The sequence below is a fragment of the Streptomyces sp. NPDC020597 genome, from assembly GCF_044335095.1.
In the GTDB taxonomy this organism is placed as follows: domain Bacteria; phylum Actinomycetota; class Actinomycetes; order Streptomycetales; family Streptomycetaceae; genus Streptomyces.
The window spans coordinates 754,935-774,251 of the sequence record NZ_JBIRUL010000001.1 but is presented as its reverse complement, the minus strand read 5'-3'; the positions used below and the strand labels follow the sequence as shown (position 1 = coordinate 774,251).

The 19,317-nt window shown below is 69.2% G+C and carries 20 protein-coding genes; 2 read left to right on the top strand and 18 right to left on the bottom strand.

Annotated features, from left to right (window positions below; genetic code table 11):
• The first annotated feature begins 2 nt into the window (after positions 1 to 2).
• Both ACH4ZA_RS03605 and ACH4ZA_RS03600 read left to right on the top strand, forming a co-directional pair.
• Positions 3 to 656: a response regulator gene (locus ACH4ZA_RS03605; RefSeq protein WP_398427782.1), complete on the top strand. Its 654-nt coding sequence runs from the start codon at positions 3 to 5 to the stop codon at positions 654 to 656.
• A gap of 127 nt (positions 657 to 783) precedes the next feature.
• Positions 784 to 2,604, top strand: coding sequence for a glycosyl hydrolase family 18 protein (locus ACH4ZA_RS03600; protein ID WP_398427780.1), 1,821 nt, complete (start codon positions 784 to 786; stop codon positions 2,602 to 2,604).
• A gap of 44 nt (positions 2,605 to 2,648) precedes the next feature.
• Here ACH4ZA_RS03600 and ACH4ZA_RS03595 read toward each other — a convergent pair whose 3' ends face one another.
• From ACH4ZA_RS03595 to ACH4ZA_RS03510, 18 genes are all read right to left on the bottom strand, one after another.
• Positions 2,649 to 3,095: a DUF2550 domain-containing protein gene (locus ACH4ZA_RS03595; protein ID WP_107441886.1), complete on the bottom strand. Its 447-nt coding sequence runs from the start codon at positions 3,093 to 3,095 to the stop codon at positions 2,649 to 2,651.
• Between the two features lie 141 nt (positions 3,096 to 3,236).
• Positions 3,237 to 3,611: a F0F1 ATP synthase subunit epsilon gene (locus ACH4ZA_RS03590; protein ID WP_057584029.1), complete on the bottom strand. Its 375-nt coding sequence runs from the start codon at positions 3,609 to 3,611 to the stop codon at positions 3,237 to 3,239.
• A gap of 133 nt (positions 3,612 to 3,744) precedes the next feature.
• Positions 3,745 to 5,181, bottom strand: coding sequence for a F0F1 ATP synthase subunit beta (gene atpD / locus ACH4ZA_RS03585; RefSeq protein WP_319281417.1), 1,437 nt, complete (start codon positions 5,179 to 5,181; stop codon positions 3,745 to 3,747).
• On the bottom strand, positions 5,181 to 6,098 hold the full coding sequence (locus ACH4ZA_RS03580) for a F0F1 ATP synthase subunit gamma (protein WP_319281416.1): 918 nt from the start codon (positions 6,096 to 6,098) through the stop codon (positions 5,181 to 5,183). Before ACH4ZA_RS03580 ends, atpD begins: the two co-directional genes overlap by 1 nt.
• A gap of 21 nt (positions 6,099 to 6,119) precedes the next feature.
• Positions 6,120 to 7,709 (bottom strand): F0F1 ATP synthase subunit alpha, encoded by a 1,590-nt coding sequence (gene atpA, locus ACH4ZA_RS03575; protein ID WP_319281414.1) that lies wholly within the window; start codon positions 7,707 to 7,709, stop codon positions 6,120 to 6,122.
• Positions 7,710 to 7,843: 134 nt separating this feature from the next.
• Entirely contained in the window at positions 7,844 to 8,665 is an 822-nt protein-coding gene (locus tag ACH4ZA_RS03570; RefSeq protein WP_306949250.1) for a F0F1 ATP synthase subunit delta, read from the bottom strand.
• Positions 8,662 to 9,210 carry a F0F1 ATP synthase subunit B gene (locus ACH4ZA_RS03565; protein ID WP_306955932.1) on the bottom strand — a complete coding sequence of 183 codons (549 nt, stop codon included), beginning with the start codon at positions 9,208 to 9,210 and terminating at the stop codon, positions 8,662 to 8,664. Before ACH4ZA_RS03565 ends, ACH4ZA_RS03570 begins: the two co-directional genes overlap by 4 nt.
• A gap of 45 nt (positions 9,211 to 9,255) precedes the next feature.
• Positions 9,256 to 9,501: an ATP synthase subunit C gene (locus ACH4ZA_RS03560; protein ID WP_020131181.1), complete on the bottom strand. Its 246-nt coding sequence runs from the start codon at positions 9,499 to 9,501 to the stop codon at positions 9,256 to 9,258.
• Positions 9,502 to 9,573: 72 nt separating this feature from the next.
• Positions 9,574 to 10,383, bottom strand: coding sequence for a F0F1 ATP synthase subunit A (gene atpB, locus ACH4ZA_RS03555; protein WP_319281413.1), 810 nt, complete (start codon positions 10,381 to 10,383; stop codon positions 9,574 to 9,576).
• Between the two features lie 222 nt (positions 10,384 to 10,605).
• Positions 10,606 to 11,019 carry a hypothetical protein gene (locus ACH4ZA_RS03550; RefSeq protein ID WP_319281412.1) on the bottom strand — a complete coding sequence of 138 codons (414 nt, stop codon included), beginning with the start codon at positions 11,017 to 11,019 and terminating at the stop codon, positions 10,606 to 10,608.
• Positions 11,020 to 11,323: 304 nt separating this feature from the next.
• Entirely contained in the window at positions 11,324 to 12,676 is a 1,353-nt protein-coding gene (locus tag ACH4ZA_RS03545; protein WP_319281411.1) for an MraY family glycosyltransferase, read from the bottom strand.
• A gap of 172 nt (positions 12,677 to 12,848) precedes the next feature.
• Positions 12,849 to 14,087, bottom strand: a complete 1,239-nt coding sequence (gene glyA, locus ACH4ZA_RS03540; protein WP_319281410.1) for a serine hydroxymethyltransferase — start codon at positions 14,085 to 14,087, stop codon at positions 12,849 to 12,851.
• Between the two features lie 72 nt (positions 14,088 to 14,159).
• Positions 14,160 to 14,837 (bottom strand): protein-tyrosine-phosphatase, encoded by a 678-nt coding sequence (locus tag ACH4ZA_RS03535; protein WP_319281409.1) that lies wholly within the window; start codon positions 14,835 to 14,837, stop codon positions 14,160 to 14,162.
• Positions 14,834 to 15,481, bottom strand: a complete 648-nt coding sequence (locus ACH4ZA_RS03530) for an L-threonylcarbamoyladenylate synthase (RefSeq protein WP_319281408.1) — start codon at positions 15,479 to 15,481, stop codon at positions 14,834 to 14,836. The genes ACH4ZA_RS03535 and ACH4ZA_RS03530 overlap by 4 nt, the downstream gene beginning before the upstream one ends.
• Positions 15,482 to 15,570: 89 nt before the next feature.
• On the bottom strand, positions 15,571 to 16,410 hold the full coding sequence (gene prmC, locus ACH4ZA_RS03525) for a peptide chain release factor N(5)-glutamine methyltransferase (RefSeq protein WP_319281431.1): 840 nt from the start codon (positions 16,408 to 16,410) through the stop codon (positions 15,571 to 15,573).
• Between the two features lie 87 nt (positions 16,411 to 16,497).
• A complete protein-coding gene (gene prfA / locus ACH4ZA_RS03520; protein ID WP_057584061.1) occupies positions 16,498 to 17,574 on the bottom strand; it encodes a peptide chain release factor 1 in 1,077 nt (358 codons plus the stop codon).
• Between the two features lie 107 nt (positions 17,575 to 17,681).
• Positions 17,682 to 17,906, bottom strand: a complete 225-nt coding sequence (gene rpmE, locus ACH4ZA_RS03515) for a 50S ribosomal protein L31 (protein ID WP_055632551.1) — start codon at positions 17,904 to 17,906, stop codon at positions 17,682 to 17,684.
• Between the two features lie 149 nt (positions 17,907 to 18,055).
• Positions 18,056 to 19,234, bottom strand: coding sequence for an LCP family protein (locus ACH4ZA_RS03510; RefSeq protein ID WP_398427778.1), 1,179 nt, complete (start codon positions 19,232 to 19,234; stop codon positions 18,056 to 18,058).
• Positions 19,235 to 19,317 lie beyond the last annotated feature (83 nt).

Here is a 19,317-nt window from a genome sequence, read left to right as displayed (position 1 = left end):
CTGTGAATTCCGCCGTCCGTGTCCTGGTCGCCGACGACCAGTCCGCCGTCCGCGCCGGACTCGTCCTCATCCTGCGCAGCGCGTCCGACATCGAGGTCGTCGGTGAGGCCGCGGACGGGGAGCAGGCGGTGGCGCTGGCCCGGGAGCTGCGTCCGGACCTGGTGCTGATGGACGTTCAGATGCCCCGGCTGGACGGGGTGTCGGCGACCCGGAGGATCGTCGCGGAGGGGCTGGCCGACGTGCTGGTGCTGACCACCTTCGACCTCGACGCCTACGTGTTCGGTGCGTTGCGGGCCGGTGCGGCCGGATTTCTGCTCAAGAACACGGAGGCGCGGGATCTGCTGGCCGCGGTGCGCACCGTGGCCGCCGGGGACGGTCTGATCGCCCCGGCCGTGACACGACGTCTGATCGCCGAGTTCGCCGCGCGTCCGGTCCGTACTCCCGCGGCCGATCCGGCCGCGCTCGACCCGCTGACCCGGCGTGAGCGCGAGGTGCTGGCCTGTCTGGGGCGGGGGCTGTCCAACGCGGGGATCGCCGAGCGCCTCGACATGGCGGAGGCGACGGTGAAGACGCACGTCAGCCGACTGCTGGGCAAGCTGGGGCTGCGCAGTCGCGTCCAAGCGGCGGTCCTGGCACAGGAGTTGGGCGTGGAGTGAATCCGGAGGCACGACCCATCCGATTGGTCCAGACCTATTGACCCGTGGTCCAGACCTTTCTATTCTCGCGGCACCGTGGGCGTGAAGGCTCAGTCACGCCCCCCGACTCCCCCCGAGGAGGCGCGAGATGCGCTTCAGACACAGAGCCGCGGCAGGGTTCGCGACACTGTTGCTCCCCCTGGCCGGGCTGGTCGGCCTGGCGGGCCCCGCCCAGGCCGCCACGACCGCCACCGCCACCTACACCAAGGCCTCCGACTGGGGCACCGGCTTCGAGGGCAGGTGGACGGTGAAGAACACCGGCACCACCGCCATCAGCTCCTGGACGGTCGAGTGGGACTTCCCCTCCGGCACGTCCGTCACCTCCGCCTGGGACGCCGACGTCACCTCCGCCGGCCTGCACTGGACCGCCAAGAACAAGTCGTGGAACGGCTCTCTCGCCCCCGGCGCCTCCGTCTCCTTCGGCTTCAACGGAGCGGGCGCCGGCTCCCCCGCCAACTGCAAGCTCAACGGCGGCAGTTGCGACGGCACGACCGTCCCGGGTGACGCCGCACCCTCCGCGCCGGGCACCCCGACCGCGTCCTCCGTCACCGACACCTCGGTGAAGCTGACCTGGTCGGCCGCCACCGACGACAAGGGCGTCAAGAACTACGACGTCCTGCGCGACGGCGCCAAGGTCGCCACGGTGACGACGACCTCGTACACCGACACCGGTCTGACCGCGGGCACCGACTACTCCTACGCCGTCCGGGCCCGTGACACCGCCGACCAGACCGGTCCGGCCGGGGGCGCGGTCGCCGTGCGCACCACCGGCGGCGGCACCACTCCCCCGACCACCGGCGACAAGGTCAAGCTCGGCTACTTCACCGAGTGGGGCATCTACGGCCGCAACTACAACGTCAAGAACCTGGTGACGTCGGGCTCGGCCGCGAAGATCACGCACATCAACTACGCCTTCGGCAACGTCACGAACGGCCAGTGCGCGATCGGCGACTCCTACGCCGACTACGACAAGGCCTTCACCGCCGACCAGTCGGTCAGCGGCGTCGCCGACACCTGGGACCAGCCGCTGCGCGGCAACTTCAACCAGCTGCGTCAGCTGAAGGCCAAGTACCCGCACATCAAGGTGCTGTGGTCGTTCGGCGGCTGGACCTGGTCCGGCGGGTTCGCCCAGGCCGCGGCCAACCCGGCCGCGTTCGCCCAGTCCTGCTACAACCTGGTCGAGGACCCCCGCTGGGCCGACGTCTTCGACGGCATCGACATCGACTGGGAGTACCCGAACGCCTGCGGCCTGTCCTGCGACACCAGCGGAGCCGCGGCCTACAAGAACCTGATGCAGGCCCTGCGCGCCAAGTTCGGCACGGGCAACCTGGTCACCGCGGCGACCACCGCCGACGGCACCTCCGGAGGCAAGATCGACGCCGCCGACTACGCCGGCGCCGCGCAGTACGTCAACTGGTACAACGTGATGACGTACGACTTCTTCGGCGCCTGGGCGGCCCAGGGCCCGACCGCCCCGCACTCGCCGCTCACCTCGTACAGCGGCATCCCCACGGCCGGGTTCACGACGGCCGACGCGATGGCCAAGTTCAAGGCGAAGGGCGTGCCCGCGAGCAAGCTGCTCATCGGCATCGGCTTCTACGGCCGCGGCTGGACCGGCGTCACCCAGGACGCCCCGGGCGGCACGGCCACGGGCCCGGCGGCCGGCACCTACGAGCAGGGCATCGAGGACTACAAGGTCCTCAAGACGTCCTGTCCGCCGACCGGAACCGTCGCCGGCACCGCGTACGCCAAGTGCGGCGGCAACTGGTGGTCCTACGACACCCCGGCCACCATCGCCGGGAAGATGGCCTGGGCCAAGAGCCAGGGCCTCGGCGGCGCGTTCTTCTGGGAGTTCAGCGGCGACACCGCGAACGGCGAGCTGGTGAGCGCCATCAACAGCGGACTGTGACGACCGTCACGGGAGAACACGGATGATCCAGCGGGTGAACGGGCCTACGCCACGTTCACCCGCTGTCCGGGCGGGGCCGCCTCGAGCCACGCCAGGAACCCCGTCAGCGCGTCCTCGCTCATCGCCAGCTCCAGGCGGGTGCCCCGGTGCAGACAGACGAGGATCACCGCGTCGGACAGCAACGCCAGCTCCTCCTCGCCCTCGGGGAGCCGGCGGCCGGCCACCTCGATCGAGCCGCGCTCCAGCACCCGGCGCGGACGGTAGGCGTAGGAGAAGACCCGGTACCACTCGATGCGGTCGCCGTTGTAGCGGGCGACGCCGTAGCTCCAGCCCTTGCCGCTCGTGTCCGGTTTCTCGGAGACGTCCCAGCGCAGGGAACAGTCGAAGGTGCCGCCGGAGCGCTGGATGAGTCTGCGGCGCAGACCGAAGACGAACAACCCCAGCGCCACCAGGGCCACGACGATTCCGCACACAGTCAGAGCGAGGACCATCGACACCGACCTCCTCGTCTCCTAGGTACCGAAATAGGTAACGGAACGGAAAAATCATCCATATCTGCCACAGCCGCGGTCGGCACCGGATTGCTCCGGTGCCGACCGCGGCTGAGTGACGTCATGCGGTTACACGCTGGCTCAGCGCGAAGCCGCCGCACGCAGTCGTACGTCCGCGCGACGCTCGGCGGCGGCATCGCCCTCCGCCTTCGCGCGCTCGAGTTCACGCTCGACGCGCTGGACGTCGATCTCGTCCGACAGTTCGGCGATCTCGGCGAGCAGCGACAGCTTGTTGTCCGCGAACGAGATGAAACCGCCGTGCACAGCGGCGACGACCGTTCCACCGTCACTCGTGCGGATCGTCACCGGGCCCGACTCCAGCACACCGAGCAGCGGCTGGTGACCGGGCATGACGCCGATGTCGCCGGACGTGGTGCGCGCGACGACCAGGGTGGCCTCGCCGGACCAGACCTCTCGGTCGGCCGCGACCAGCGCGACGTGCAGCTCAGCAGCCAAGGTGGCTCCTCGGGTCACCACCCGGCGGATTCTGCCGGGTGTTGGTTACAAGTCTAATGGGCGTGCGTGAGGGGGCGGGACGCGCCCGCCCCCTCAGACGTGAGCCGCAGGGCTCACTGCGAACTCAGGGAGTTCAGGAGACGCCCAGCTCCTTGGCGTTGGCCTTCAGGTCGTCGATGCCACCGCAGAGGAAGAACGCCTGCTCCGGGAAGTGGTCGTAGTCGCCGTCGATGATCGCGTTGAACGCGGTGATCGACTCGTCCAGCGGCACGTCCGACCCGTCGACGCCGGTGAACTGCTTGGCGACGTGGGTGTTCTGGGACAGGAAGCGCTCCACGCGACGGGCGCGGTGGACGGTGAGCTTGTCCTCCTCGCCCAGCTCGTCGATGCCGAGGATCGCGATGATGTCCTGAAGGTCCTTGTACTTCTGCAGGACCGTCTTGACGCGCATCGCGGTGTTGTAGTGGTCCGCCGCGATGTAGCGGGGGTCCAGGATCCGGGACGTGGAGTCCAGCGGGTCCACGGCCGGGTAGATGCCCTTCTCCGAGATCGGACGGGAGAGCACCGTCGTCGCGTCGAGGTGGGCGAAGGTGGTGGCCGGGGCCGGGTCGGTCAGGTCGTCCGCGGGGACGTAGATCGCCTGCATCGAGGTGATCGAGTGACCACGGGTCGAGGTGATGCGCTCCTGGAGGAGACCCATCTCGTCGGCCAGGTTCGGCTGGTAGCCCACCGCGGAGGGCATACGGCCGAGCAGGGTCGAGACCTCGGAACCGGCCTGGGTGAAGCGGAAGATGTTGTCGATGAAGAACAGCACGTCCTGCTTCTGCACATCGCGGAAGTACTCCGCCATGGTCAGACCGGCCAGGGCCACGCGCAGACGGGTGCCCGGGGGCTCGTCCATCTGGCCGAAGACCAGCGCGGTCTTGTCGATGACGCCCGAGTCGGCCATCTCCTCGATGAGGTCGTTGCCCTCACGGGTGCGCTCGCCGACACCGGCGAACACGGAGACACCGTCGTGGTTGTTGGCGACGCGGTAGATCATCTCCTGGATGAGCACCGTCTTACCGACGCCGGCGCCGCCGAACAGACCGATCTTTCCACCCTTGACGTACGGGGTGAGAAGGTCGATGACCTTGACGCCGGTCTCGAACATCTCGGTCTTCGACTCGAGCTCGTCGAAGTTCGGGGCCTTGCGGTGGATGGACCAGCGCTCGCCCTCGTAGCTCTCGTCGACGTTCAGCACCTCACCGAGGGTGTTGAACACCTTGCCCTTGGTGAAGTCCCCGACCGGGACGGTGATGCCCGTGCCGGTGTCGGTGACCGGGGCCTGGCGGACCAGACCGTCGGTGGGCTGCATCGAGATCGTGCGGACCAGGCCGTCACCCAGGTGCTGGGCGACCTCCAGGGTCAGCGTCTTCTTCTCGCCGGCGAGGGCCGGGTCGGCCACCTCGACGTGAAGGGCGTTGTAGATCTCCGGCATGGCGTCGACGGGGAATTCCACGTCGACGACCGGGCCGATGACCCGGGCGACGCGGCCCGTGGCAACGGCCGTCTCAACTGTCGTCGTCATTACCTGTCACTCCCCGCGGTCGCGTCGGCCAGGGCTGCGGAGCCACCGACGATCTCGCTGATTTCCTGGGTGATTTCGGCCTGGCGGGCCGCGTTGGCAAGCCGGGAGAGCGTCTCGATGAGCTCGCCCGCGTTGTCGGTCGCCGACTTCATCGCGCGCCGCGTGGCGGCGTGCTTCGAGGCTGCCGACTGGAGGAGAGCGTTGTAGACGCGGCTCTCCACGTAGCGCGGCAGCAGGGCGTCGAGGACGTCCTCCGCCGAGGGCTCGAAGTCGTACAGCGGAAGGATCTCGCCCTTCGGCGCCGCCTCCTTCGCGACCTCGTCGAGGCTGAGCGGCAGCAGACGGTCGTCGAGCGCCGTCTGCGTCATCATCGAGACGAACTCGGTGAAGACGATGTGGAGTTCGTCCACGCCGCCGTCCGCCGTGTCCTTCTCGATGGCCTCGATCAGCGGACCCGCGACCTTCTTGGCGTCCGCGTACGTCGGCTCGTCCGTGAAGCCCGACCACGACTGGGCGACCTTGCGCTCACGGAAGTTGTAGTGCGCGAGACCACGCCGGCCGACGATGTACGTGTCGACCTGCTTGCCCTCGGCCTCGAGGCGTGCCGTCAGCTGCTCCGCGGCCTTGATGGCGTTGGAGTTGAAGGCGCCGGCGAGACCGCGGTCGCTCGTGAGGAGCAGCACCGCGGACCGCACGACCGTCTCGGCCTGCGTGGTCAGCGGGTGCTTCGTGTTCGAGCCGGTGCCGACCGCCGTGACCGCGCGGGTGAGCTCGGTCGCGTACGGCGTGGAGGCCGCCACCTTGCGCTGCGCCTTGACGACGCGCGAGGCGGCGATCATCTCCATCGCCTTGGTGATCTTCTTGGTCGCGGTGACGGATCGGATGCGACGCTTGTAGACCCGGAGCTGGGCTCCCATGAGTCAGGTCCCTTCCTTACGTCACTTGGCCGCGGCCGGGGCGTCCTCGCCGAGAAGCTTGCCGTCCGAGGTCTCGAACTGCTTCTTGAACTCGGCGATGGCGTCGGCAACAGCGGTGAGGGTGTCGTCCGACATCTTCGCGCCCTCCTTGATGGAGGTCATGAGGCCCTGCTCCTTGCGGTGCAGGTACTCCAGCAGCTCCTTCTCGAAGCGGCGGACGTCGGAGACCGGGACGTCGTCCATCTTGCCGGTGGTGCCGGCCCACACGGAGACGACCTGGTCCTCGGTCGGCATCGGCTGGTACTGCGGCTGCTTCAGCAGCTCGACCAGGCGCTGACCGCGCTCCAGCTGCGCCTTCGACGCCGCGTCCAGGTCGGAGCCGAAGGCGGCGAAGGCCTCCAGCTCGCGATACTGGGCGAGGTCGAGGCGGAGCCGGCCGGACACCTGGCGCATGGCCTTGTGCTGGGCGGAGCCGCCGACGCGGGAGACCGAGATACCGACGTTCAGGGCCGGACGCTGACCGGCGTTGAACAGGTCGGACTCCAGGAAGCACTGGCCGTCGGTGATGGAGATGACGTTGGTCGGGATGAACGCCGAGACGTCGTTGGCCTTCGTCTCGACGATCGGCAGACCCGTCATCGAGCCGGCGCCCAGGTCGTCGGAGAGCTTCGCGCAGCGCTCCAGCAGACGGGAGTGCAGGTAGAAGACGTCACCCGGGTAGGCCTCGCGGCCCGGCGGGCGGCGCAGCAGCAGGGACACGGCGCGGTAGGCGTCGGCCTGCTTCGAGAGGTCGTCGAAGATGATGAGGACGTGCTTGCCCTCGTACATCCACTGCTGGCCGATGGCCGAACCGGTGTACGGCGCCAGGTACTTGAAGCCGGCCGGGTCGGACGCCGGGGCGGCGACGATGGTCGTGTACTCCAGCGCGCCGGCCTCTTCGAGGGCGCCACGCACGGAGGCGATGGTCGAGCCCTTCTGGCCGATGGCGACGTAGACGCAGCGGACCTGCTTCTTCACGTCACCGGAGCGCCAGTTGTCGCGCTGGTTGATGATCGTGTCGACGGCCAGGGCGGTCTTGCCGGTCTGGCGGTCGCCGATGATCAGCTGACGCTGGCCACGGCCGATCGGGGTCATCGCGTCGACGGCCTTGTAGCCGGTCTCCATCGGCTCGTGCACCGACTTACGGGCCATGACGCCGGGAGCCTGCAGCTCCAGGGCACGGCGACCGGACGTCTCGATCTCGCCGAGGCCGTCGATCGGGTTGCCGAGCGGGTCGACGACACGGCCGAGGTAGCCCTCGCCGACGGCGACGGACAGGACCTCTCCCGTGCGGGTGACCGGCTGGCCCTCTTCGACGCCGCTGAACTCGCCGAGGATGACGGTACCGATCTCGCGCTCTTCGAGGTTGAGCGCAAGACCGAGGGTGCCGTCCTCGAACTTCAGCAGTTCGTTGGCCATGGCCGAGGGGAGGCCCTCGACCTTCGCGATGCCGTCGCCGGCAAGGGTGACCGTACCGACCTCCTCGCGCGAGGCCGCGTCCGGCTTGTACGACTGGACAAAGTTCTCCAGCGCGTCCCGGATCTCCTCCGGCCGGATCGTGAGCTCCGCCATCTGGGTTCCCTGCTCTCCTTGTTGGGCCCGAAGTTTCACTTTGGGGGGATGGGGACTCCCCCCTGAAAGAGGTGAATCCTCTGCACGGCCCAACCAGGGCCGCCATCAGTTCGACTTGCGGTCTTGAGTTGCTGCTAGCTCGCCATGCGGCGGGCGGCGTCCTCGATGCGGTCCGCGAGGGAGCCGTTGATCACCTCGTCGCCGACCTGCACCCGGATCCCGCCGAGGACCGCGGGGTCCACGTCGAGGTTGAGGTGCATCGGGCGGCCGTAGAGCTTGGCGAGGGCTGCGCCGAGGCGCTGCTTCTGCGGGTCGCTCAGCGGTACCGCCGAGGTGACGACGGCGACCATGCGGTCCCGGCGCTCTGCGGCGAGCTTGGACAGGGCCTCGAGGCCCGCTTCCAGGCTACGTCCACGGGGCGCGGTCACGAGGCGCGTCACCAGTCGCTCGGTGGCCGCGTCGGCCCGGCTGCCGAGCAGGCTGCCCAGCAGCTCGCTCTTGGCCGAGACGGTGGCCTTCCGGTTGGTCAGTGCGGCGCGCAGCTCGGTGTTCGAGGAGACGATCCGCCCGAAGCGGAACAGCTCGTCCTCGACGTCGTCGAGCGTGCCGGCCTTCTGCGCGGCCGTGAGGTCGGCGATGGACGCCAGCTCCTCCAGCACGTCCACCAGGTCGCGGGACTGCGACCAGCGGGAACGCACCAGGCCGGACACCAGGTCGGCGGCGGGGCCGCTGATCCGGGAGCCGAGCAGGCGCTGGACCAGCTCGGCCTTCGCCTCGCCGGCCTGCGCCGGGTCGGTGAGGACCCGACGCAGTGAGACCTCGCGGTCGAGCAGCGCGGTGACGGTCGCCAGCTCACCGGCGAGCTGTGCGGCGTCCACGGACGTGGAGTCCGTGAGCGCGTCGAGACGCTCACGGGCTGCTGCGAATGCCTCGCGGCTCGCTCCGTGTGCGGTCATCGAGACGCCTCGGCCTTCTCCTCGAGCTCGTCGAGGAAGCGGTCGATGACGCGGCTCTGGCGGGCGTGGTCCTCGAGGGACTCCCCGACGAGCTTGCCGGCCAGTTCGGTGGCGAGCTTGCCGACGTCCTGGCGCAGCGCGGACGCGGCGGCCTTGCGGTCCGCCTCGATCTGGCTGTGCCCGGCGGCGACGATCTCCTCGCGCTGCCGCTGGCCTTCCGCGCGCATCTCGGTGATGAGCGTGGCGCCCTGCTCCTGCGCCTCCTGGCGCAGCCGCGCGGCCTCGTGGCGGGCCTCGGCGAGCTGGGCCTTGTACTGCTCCAGGACGCTCTGGGCCTCCGTGCGAGCGGCCTCGGCCTGTTCGATCCCGCCCTCGATGGCGTCGCGACGCTCTTCCAGAACCTTGTTGATGTTCGGAAGGAGCTTCTTGCCCAGGACGAAGAACACGATCGCGAAGGCGATCAGACCGATGACGAGCTCGGGGATCTCCGGGATCAGAGGATTCTGGGCCTCCTCCTCAGCCGCGATTTGCAGCAAGGGCGAGATCACATCAGTTCCTTCCGTGGAATTCTCTCGTCGGCGTGGACCGGATCAGGACGTCGGGTAGACGAAGCCCATGACCAGACCGATCAGGGCGAGCGCCTCACAGAGGACGAAGCCCAGGATCTGGTTCTGACGGATCAGGCCGGCGGCCTCGGGCTGGCGGGCCAGCGCCTGGGTGCCGTTACCGAAGATGATGCCAACGCCGACGCCGGGGCCGATGGCCGCGAGACCGTAGCCGATGGCAGCGAGGTTGCCCTTGATTTCGACCGCGGCGAGGGTGTCGAGAGCGGACATGCCGTAACTTCCTTCTCTTTACACAGGCCGGTGGGGGTTGGCCACCGGAAGTTCAGGGGGTGGTGCGGGTGCTCAGTGGTGCTCTGCGAGCGCGCCCTGGATGTAGCTGCAGGACAGGAGGATGAAGACGTAGGCCTGGAGGGCCTGGATGAACAGCTCGAACACCGTCATCACGAGGACCATCAGGAACGAGACCGCCGAGTAGGCGATGCCGATGCCGTTGAGCAGGTACCAGGTTCCGATCGTGAAGATCAGGATCAGCACGTGCCCGGCGAACATGTTGGCGAAGAGCCGGACGGCGTGGGTGAACGGCCGGATGAACACGTTCGACAGGAACTCGAAGAACATGACCATCGGGAACACCGGGCCGAGCGACGGGTCGTAGCCCGTGATGTTCTTCCAGCCGCCGATGAAGCCGTGACGCTTGAACGTCAGGCTCATCCACACGATGTAGACGAGGGCGGCGAGACCGACCGGGAACGCGATGACCGCGGTCGCCGGGAACTGGGCGATCGGGATGATCGACCACAGGTTCATGATCCAGATGAAGAAGAACAGCGAGAACATCAGCGGGACGTACTTCTCGCCCTCGCGCTTGCCGATCGTCTCGTACACGACCCCGCGACGGACGAAGTCGTAGCCCGCCTCGCCGACCATCTGGAGCTTGCCGGGAATCAGCTTCGGCTTGGCGAAGGCCGCCCAGAAGAATCCGATGACGATGACGGTGCTCACGAGCGAGAGCAGCATCGGCTTGTTGAATTCGATGCCGCCGACGGTGAAGAGCGGTTCGAAGAGGAACGAGTGCAGGCCGGGGGTCGGGAAACCGCACCCGTCGAAAATATGACAGTCGGTCTCGAAGGCGAGCGTCTTGGCGTTACTCACCGCGAGCTCCTTCAGCGTGGCGCATGGGTACGGCAACCTCGATGTGTCGGCGCGGCCTGCGACCGCGGGACGGCACTGGACTGGACTTGCGGATCAGGGGGCGGCGTATGGGCTCCGAACCGTGAGACGTCACAGGCACGCTTGCCGCCCGCGCCAGCTCTGCCGCAGTTGTGGCGAGACCATAGCAAAAGAGCGGAAGTCCCTTTACACCGGCCCTACAGGTCACGACGACGTCCGAGCGGAATCCGGCTCGACGTAGAGGATCTTGGCCTTCATGTGCGAACGCACCTGGGCGGCGATCCACACCAGAGTGGCCGCGAGCAGCGTGAAGGCGAAACATTTCGGATTGAAGGCCGAGGTCCCCTTGAACGTGATCAGCACGATCATCAACAGCAGAATCTGAGTGGTGTACAGCAACAGCCCCATCGACTGGAACAGATGGGGAAGCTGGCGCGCGGTGCGCAGCAGCACCATCAGCCCGCCGCCCATGAAAAGCAGGACGAGCACCGCACCGAAGACGGCGCCGAGCGCTCCCTTGCCGCCGGCAACGGCGGCGCTCACCGCGACTCCCGCCACACCCGCGACCGCGGTGGGCAGGGCACAGTGCAGGAGCGTTCGTACGTCGTTGGACTGCATGGCGGCAACTCCGCATTCAACGGGGGGCAGGGTGTCGTCATGGACGAGCGTAGTCCCGGCCCGAGGGGGCGAGTGACCTCGCTCCGCCTCGCTCCAACGAACCGTCTCAGCACGGTCCTTCGGCTCTATCCGGGGGTTCTCGTGAACCGTATCACAAACTATTTGATGAGGTCTTTACCTGGATGGTGTGCGCACTGTCACACATGAGAGTGACAGTGCGCGTCTGTGCAGAAACCGGGGTGGCTTGTCTGGTAATGGGTGCTTTGCCCTCCCCGTGTTCCCCCACGACTTGGCAATGCTCTCGTCAGATTCTTACCTTGGAGCTGCGCCGCCCGCCGATCGCGGTGGCCCCGTTGACCCCCGCCACCCCGACCGTGACAGGCGTTGGGCGCTCCTCCTCCGCGCGGGCCGGGACCGGCTCCGCATCCGCCTCGGACGACTCGGCGGAGACCGCCGCGGTCTGCTGCCGCCGAGCGTCCGCGGAGCTCCGGCGGCGCCGGTAGCGCGGCGGGACGAACGCCTCCGCCCAGCGCGGGGTGCGCGGCGTGAAGCGAGGCAGCAGAAGCAGCACCAGCCCGATCGCGCTGAGGAACACGACGCCCAGGACGATCCACATGGATGCCGAGTTGACCGAGTAGGCGAGCGCGCCGAAGGCGATCAGCGCCGACCAGAAGTACATGATCAGCACCGCGCGGCTGTGCGAGTGGCCGATCTCCAGGAGCCGGTGGTGCAGATGCCCCCGGTCCGCGGCGAACGGCGACTGACCGCGCCAGGTGCGGCGCACGATCGCCAGGATCAGGTCGGCGGCCGGGATCGCGATGATGGTCAGCGGCATCACCAGCGGGATGTAGACCGGCACCATCTGGTGGACGGTGCTGCGCTCGGACCCGCTGACGCTGAACAGATTGTCCGGGTCGACGTTTCCCGTGACGGAGATGGCTCCCGCGGCCAGCACCAGCCCGATCAGCATCGAGCCCGAGTCGCCCATGAAGATCCGCGCGGGGTGCATGTTGTGCGGCAGGAAACCCAGGCACATGCCCATCAGGATCGCCGCGAACAGCGTCGCCGGGGCGGCCGCCTCGATGCCGTACGAGTACCAGATGCGGTACGTGTACATGAAGAACGCGGCCGCTGCGATGCACACCATGCCGGCGGCGAGTCCGTCGAGCCCGTCCACGAAGTTGACGGCGTTGATGGTGATGACGACCAGCGCCACCGTCAGCAGCGTGCCCTGCCACTGCGTCAGGGCGACCGTGCCGACCCACGGCACCGGCAGCCACAAAATCGTCAGACCCTGCATGACCATCACGCCCGCGGCGATCATCTGGCCGCCCAGCTTGATCAGGGCGTCGATCTCGAACTTGTCGTCCAGGACGCCGATCAGCCAGATCAGGGCGGCTCCGGACAGCAGGGCGCGCGGCTCGTTCGACTTCTCGAAGACCTCGTTGAGGTTGGTGAGATGGTCGGCGACCAGCAGGCCGGCGCACAGACCGAAGAACATGGCGATACCGCCGAGCCGCGGAGTGGGTTCCCGGTGCACGTCACGGGCCCTGATCTCCGGCATCGCTCCGGCCACGATCGCGAATTTCCGTACCGGCCCTGTCAGCAGATACGTGACCGCGGCCGTGATGCAGAGCGTCAGCAGGTATTCACGCACGGGCTTCCCCACATGTCTCGCCGGCCATCTCAGTCCCACACCCTAGCGATCGACTACGTCACGGCGCATATGTGTGAGGACTTCCGGGTAGTGACGATGGTTTCACGTGAGCCTGTGCGCTGTGGCGTACCGGGGTGCGCAGCGGGGGCGCACAGGGCGCGTCTACCCCGGTTCAGGCCGGATAGGGCGGGAACGCGCGGGTCAGTTCGCGCACGTCCTCGCGGGCCGTCCTCGCGTCGGTCTCCTCCCGCAGCACCCCGGCCAGCAGCGCCGCGATCCGCGTCATCTCCGCCTCCCCCATGCCCTGCGTGGTCACCGCCGCGGCGCCCAGGCGCAGGCCGCGGGCGTTGCCGTGCGGCAGGGCGCAGCAGTCCAGGACGATCCCGGCGGCCGCCAGCAGCCCGCGCGCGGCACGTCCGTCGACCCCGAGGGGAGCGGTGTCGGCGGTGAGGAGATGCGTGTCCGTGCCGCCGGTCGTCACGACCAGGCCCTCCCCCTGCAGCGCGGCCGCGAGAACCCTCGCGTTGGCGACCACCTGATGGGCGTACGCGGCGAACGCCGGCGTCGCCGCCTCCCCGAACGCGACCGCCTTCGCGGCGATCGTGTGCATCTGCGCGCCGCCCTGTGTGAAGGGGAAGACGGCCCGGTCCACGCGCTCGGCGAGATCCCTGCCGCAGAGGATCATTCCGCCGCGCGGCCCGCGCAGCACCTTGTGGGTGGTGGCGCAGACGATGTCGGCGTACGGCACCGGGGAGGGCGCCGCTCCCCCGGCGACCAGGCCGATGGGGTGGGCGGCGTCGGCGATCAGGAACGCGCCGGCCTCGTCGGCGACCTCGCGGAAGAAGGCGTGGTCGATGTGACGGGGATAGGCGATGGAGCCGCACACGATCGCCTTGGGCCGGTGGGCCCGTGCCAGCGTGCGGACCTGTTCGTGGTCGATGAGCCCGGTCTCCGCGTCCAGCCCGTAGGGGACGAAGTCGAACCAGCGTCCGGAGAAGTTCGCCGGGGAGCCGTGGGTGAGATGGCCGCCGTGGGGCAGCCCGAGGGCCAGCACGGTGTCGCCGGGCCGCAGCAGGGCGGCGTAGGCGGCCAGCACCGCCGAGGAGCCCGAGTGCGCCTGGACGTTGGCGTGCTCGGCGCCGAACAGCGCCTTGGCGCGGTCCACGGCGATGCGTTCGGCGACGTCGACGATCTCGCAGCCGCCGTGGTGGCGGGCGCCCGGATACCCCTCCGCGTACTTGTTGGCGAGCGGCGAGCCGAGGGCGGCGAGCACGGCGGGCGAGGTGAAGTTCTCGGCGGCGATCAGCTGCAGCGTCGACGCCTGCCGCTCCCGCTCCCCGAGGACGACCCCGGCCAGCTCGGGGTCCTGGCGGCGCAGGGCATCGGTCTCGGGGGCATGGGTGACCGACATGGTGCGCTCCGGGCGTCGACGGTGACGTACGTCCAATGTAGGCCCGCACCGCCCGCCGCGCCCCGCGCGCGGTCAGGCTCGGGTCGGCACCCCGGTCAGGGCCGTCACCACCGGGTCCAGGGCCTGGTGTATCTCGTCGCCGATGGAGCGGAAGAACGGCAGGGGCGCCCCGTACGGGTCGTAGACCTCGTCGGCCTCGAGGGTCGGGGCGAGGAGCCACCCGCGTAGAGCCGCCGCCGCGCGGACCAGGGCCCGCGCGCGCATCACCACGCCCTCGTCCACCGGGGGGAGGGTGGCCGGGTCGATGGCGTTCACCAGCCGGGTGAACTCCTTCAGGGTGAAGGTGCGCAGGCCCGCCGAGTGCCCCATGGAGATGACCTGGGCACGGTGGTCGCGGGTCGCCGTCAGGACCAGGTCGGCCATGATGACGTGCTCGTCGAGTAGCTCCCGCCCGGTGAAGCCGGACGCGTCCGCGCCGAAGTCGGCCAGCACGGTCTCCGCGTTGGCCTCCATCGGCGCGCCCTCGTGGCCCCAGGTGCCCGCGCTCTCCACGATCAGCCCGCCGCCCAGCAGGCCGAGCCGCTGCGACACGAAATGCCGGGTCAGCCGCTCGGTGATCGGTGAGCGGCAGACGTTGCCGGTGCTGACGTGGAGGATGCGGAAGGTGTCGCGCGGATATCCGAACGTCGTCGTCTGCTCCGCGGCACGTTCCCCGTTGCCTATGCCACGCCCCGCGTCAGGGGCTGTCAATTCGCCACCTCGAGGTCGGGTACGACCTTCCGCAGCTCGTCCGCGGAGATCGCGCCCGCCCGCAGGAGCAGCGGCGTCTCACGGCTGACGTCGACGATCGAGGACGGCACGTTGCCGGGGGTCGGACCGCCGTCGAGGTAGACGGAGACGGAGTCGCCGAGCATCTCCTGCGCGTAGTCGCAGTTCTCCGGCGCCGGGTGACCGGTGAGGTTGGCGGAGGAGACCGCCATCGGGCCGACCTCCGTCAGCAGCTCGATGGCGACCGGGTGCAGCGGCATCCGCACGGCGACCGTGCCCCGGGTGTCGCCGAGGTCCCACTGCAGGGACGGCTGGTGCTTGGCGACGAGCGTCAGCGCGCCCGGCCAGAACGCGTCGACCAGCTCCCAGGCCAGCTCGGAGAAGTCCGTGACGAGGCCGTGCAGCGTGTTCGGGGAGCCGATGAGGACGGGGGTGGGCATGTTGCGGCCCCGGCCCTTGGCGTCCAGCAGGTCGGCGACGGCCTCCGAGGAGAACGCGTCGGCGCCGATCCCGTACACCGTGTCGGTGGGGAGGACCACGAGCTCGCCACGGCGGACGGCGGACGCGGCCTCGCGCAGACCGGTGACCCGGTCGGTCGCGTCGTTGGTGTCGTATCGCCGAGCCATCTAGCGAGCCTCCTCGTACACGGAATACACGAAGTACACGAATGCGGACGCGGACGCGTCCTGCTGCGGGTCGAGAGTGCGGGGGGCGCTCACGGCATCGCCCTGCGGGCGGTGGCGAAGCGCGGGCGGTTGTTGAGGTCGGGGTGGTCGGCCGCGTCGGCCCAGCCCCGCTCCTCGGTGAAGATCCAGGGCACCTGGCCGCCCTGGGTGTCGGCGTGCTCGATGACGACGACGCCGCCCGGCCGCAACAGCCGGTGCGCGGTGCGCTCGATGCCGCGGATCAGGTCGAGCCCGTCCTCACCGGAGAACAGGGCCAGCTCGGGGTCGTAGTCACGGGCCTCCGGGGCGACGTACTCCCACTCGGTGAGCGGGATGTACGGCGGATTGGAGACGACGAGGTCGACCTGCCCGTCGAGGTCGCGGAAGGCGTCCAGCGCGTCGCCCTGCCGCAGGTCGACCCGCGAGCCCTCCATGTTCTTGCGGGTCCACACCAGGGCGTCCTCGGACAGCTCGACGGCGTGCACCCGGGAACGCGGGACCTCCTGCGCGAGGGCGAGCGCGATGGCGCCGCTGCCGGTGCACAGGTCGACGATCCGGGGCTCGACGACGTCCATGGCGCGTACGGCGTCTATGGCCCAGCCGACGACCGACTCGGTCTCGGGACGCGGCACGAAGACCCCGGGGCCGACCTGGAGCTCCAGGTACCTGAAGAAGGCCCGGCCGGTGATGTGCTGGAGCGGCTCGCGCTGCTCGCGCCGGGCGATGGTCTCCCAGTACCGGGCGTCGAAGTCGGGGTCCTTCACGGAGTGGAGCTCACCGCGCTTCACACCGTGCACGAACGCGGCGAGCTCCTCCGCATCGTTGCGCGGCGAGGGCACGCCGGCGTCGGCCAGCCGCTGGGTGGCCTGAGCTACCTCAGCGAGCAGCAGACTGCGAGGGCTCGGGGGGCGTCCCCCAAATGATTGCTGCACGCAAGTCCTCCGTGTCGTCCTCGTCGTGCGTCCGTCCTACAACGCCTACGCGGCCGCGAGCTTGGCGGCCGAGTCCGCGTCGACGCAGGCCTGGATCACCGCGTCCAGGTCGCCGTCCAGGACCTGGTCCAGGTTGTACGCCTTGAAGCCGACGCGGTGGTCCGAGAGGCGGTTCTCCGGGAAGTTGTACGTGCGGATCTTCTCGGAGCGGTCGACGGTGCGGACCTGACTGCGGCGGGCGTCGGCGGCTTCCCGCTCCGCCTCCTCCTGCGCCGCCGCCAGCAGCCTGGAGCGCAGGATACGCATCGCCTGCTCCTTGTTCTGCAGCTGGCTCTTCTCGTTCTGGCAGGAGGCGACGACTCCGGTGGGAACGTGCGTGATGCGCACGGCGGAGTCGGTGGTGTTGACGGACTGGCCGCCGGGGCCGGAGGACCGGTACACGTCGATGCGCAGGTCGTTCGCGTTGATCTCGACGTCGACCTCCTCGGCCTCGGGCGTCACCAGGACGCCGGCGGCGGAGGTGTGGATCCGGCCCTGCGACTCCGTCGCGGGCACCCGCTGCACGCGGTGCACTCCGCCCTCGTACTTCAGCCGCGCCCAGACGCCCTGACCGGGTTCCGTCGCGCCCTGCCCGCCCTTGGTCTTCACCGCGACCTGGACGTCCTTGTAACCGCCCAGCTCGGACTCGGTCGCGTCGATGATCTCGGTCTTCCAGCCCACGCGCTCGGCGTAGCGCAGGTACATCCGCAGCAGGTCGCCGGCGAACAGGGCCGACTCGTCGCCGCCCGCGCCCGCCTTGATCTCGAGGATGACGTCCTTGTCGTCGGACGGGTCCCGGGGCACGAGCAGCAGCCGCAGCTTCTCGGTCAGCTCCTCGCGCTGCTTCTCCAGCTCCTTGACCTCGGCGGCGAAGTCCGGGTCGGAGGCGGCGAACTCGCGCGCGGTCTCGACGTCGTCGCCGGTCTGCTTCCAGGAGCGGTACGTGCCGACGATGGGGGTGAGCTCGGCGTAGCGCTTGTTCAGCTTGCGCGCGTTGGCCTGGTCGGCGTGGACCGACGGGTCGGCGAGCTTCTTCTCCAGGTCGGCGTGCTCTCCGAGCAACTCCTCGACGGCCTCGAACATGGTGGGCTCCTGAATGACGTACGTGGGGGAAGGGCGGGCGACCAAAAACGCCGGTCCCGGCGTGTCCCGGGCGGGGACACTGCCGTGGACCGGCGAAGAGGGGCTCGCTACTTCTTGGAGCCGGCGGCGGCCTTGCCGAAGCGGGCCTCGAAGCGGGCCACACGGCCACCGGTGTCGAGGATCTTCTGCTTGCCCGTGTAGAACGGGTGGCACTCGGAGCAGACGTCGGCGCGGATGGCACCGCTGCCGATCGTGCTGCGGGTGGTGAACGACGCGCCACAGGTGCAGCTGACCTGCGTCTCGACGTACTCGGGGTGGATATCGCGCTTCAAGGTGTCTCCTAGTTTCGGGAGGGCGCCGGGTCGCTGCCGCGGGATGCGGCAAACGTGAACCGGAGCCGACGTACCAGTCTGCCAGCACTGGCCGTATCCCCCAAAACCGGGGGGCGGGGCGATCTATTCCCCAGGGGTTCCGCGGTGTACTAGGGCGAGGTCACGACGCCGGCGGCCTCGCCGCTGGCGTTGCCCTCGGTGGCCGCCTTCGGGACGGGCCGGTCCTTCTTCAGGGCCGTCCACACCTGCTCGGCCTTCGCCTCGGAGACGAGGACGCGGTTGCGGTTGGACGGGTCGTAGTGGACCGGCATCGTCACCATGGTCATGTCCGTGGCGCCGATGCCCTTGAGGCCGCCGGCGAAGGACATCAGGGAGTTCAGCGACCCGAGGTGGGAGTCGGTGGTGACGGCCTTGGTGGCGGTGTCGGCGAGGTGGTACAGCTTGCCGCCGCCGGAGAACAGGCCGATGTGCTCGACCTGCTCGACCAGGGCCTTGACGAAGGCCTGCTGCAGCTGGATGCGGCCGAGGTCGGAGCCGTCGCCCACGCCGTGCCGGGTGCGGACCAGGCCGAGCGCCTGGCCTCCGGTGAGCGTGTGGGTGCCCGCGCCGAGCTTCAGGTGGCTCTCGGGGTCGTCGATCGCCTCGGTGGTGGTGACCTCGACGCCGCCGAGTTCGTCGACGAGCTTCTCGAAGCCGGCGAAGTCGACTTCCAGGTAGTGGTCCATGCGGATGCCGCTGATCGCCTCGACCGTCTTGACCGCGCAGGCGGCGCCGCCCGTCGAGTACGCCGAGTTGAACATGACGTCGGACGCGGCGTCGTGCGTGACGCCCTCGGCGTCCGTGCAGGCGGGCCGGTCGATGAGGGTGTCGCGCGGTATGGAGACCACACTGGCCCTCTTGTGGCCTTCGTAGACATGCACGACCATCGCCGTGTCGGAACGGGCGCTGCCGTCGTCCGCGCCGCCGCCGAGCTTCTTGTTCGCGCCGGAGCGGCTGTCCGAGCCCAGGACGAGGATGTTCTCCGAGCCGTCGTCGACCTTGGCGGGCCGCGACGTGCCCAGAGCGTGGTCGATGTCGACGCTCTTGATGTTGCCGTTGAGCTTGAAGTACAGGTATCCCGCTCCGGTGCCGCCCAGCAGGAGGACGCCCGCGGCGCTCCACGCGGCGATCAGCAGGCCCCTGCGTCTGTCGCCTCGCTGCTTGCGGTGGCGCGGATCGCGCCGGCCGTCCTGGCCGCGCCGACCGCCCGGACCTCTGCGGTCGGCTGCCCCGCTCGTCGTGCCGGCCTCACCCGGTGTGTCGGGCTCCGGCGTGCTCTCGGCAGACATGTGCTCCTCTGTTCTCGTGGAACCTCACCATCGTCACCCCGTCAGGGCAGACGGGGTAACTCGGGACAGGGTTGCACGACGCT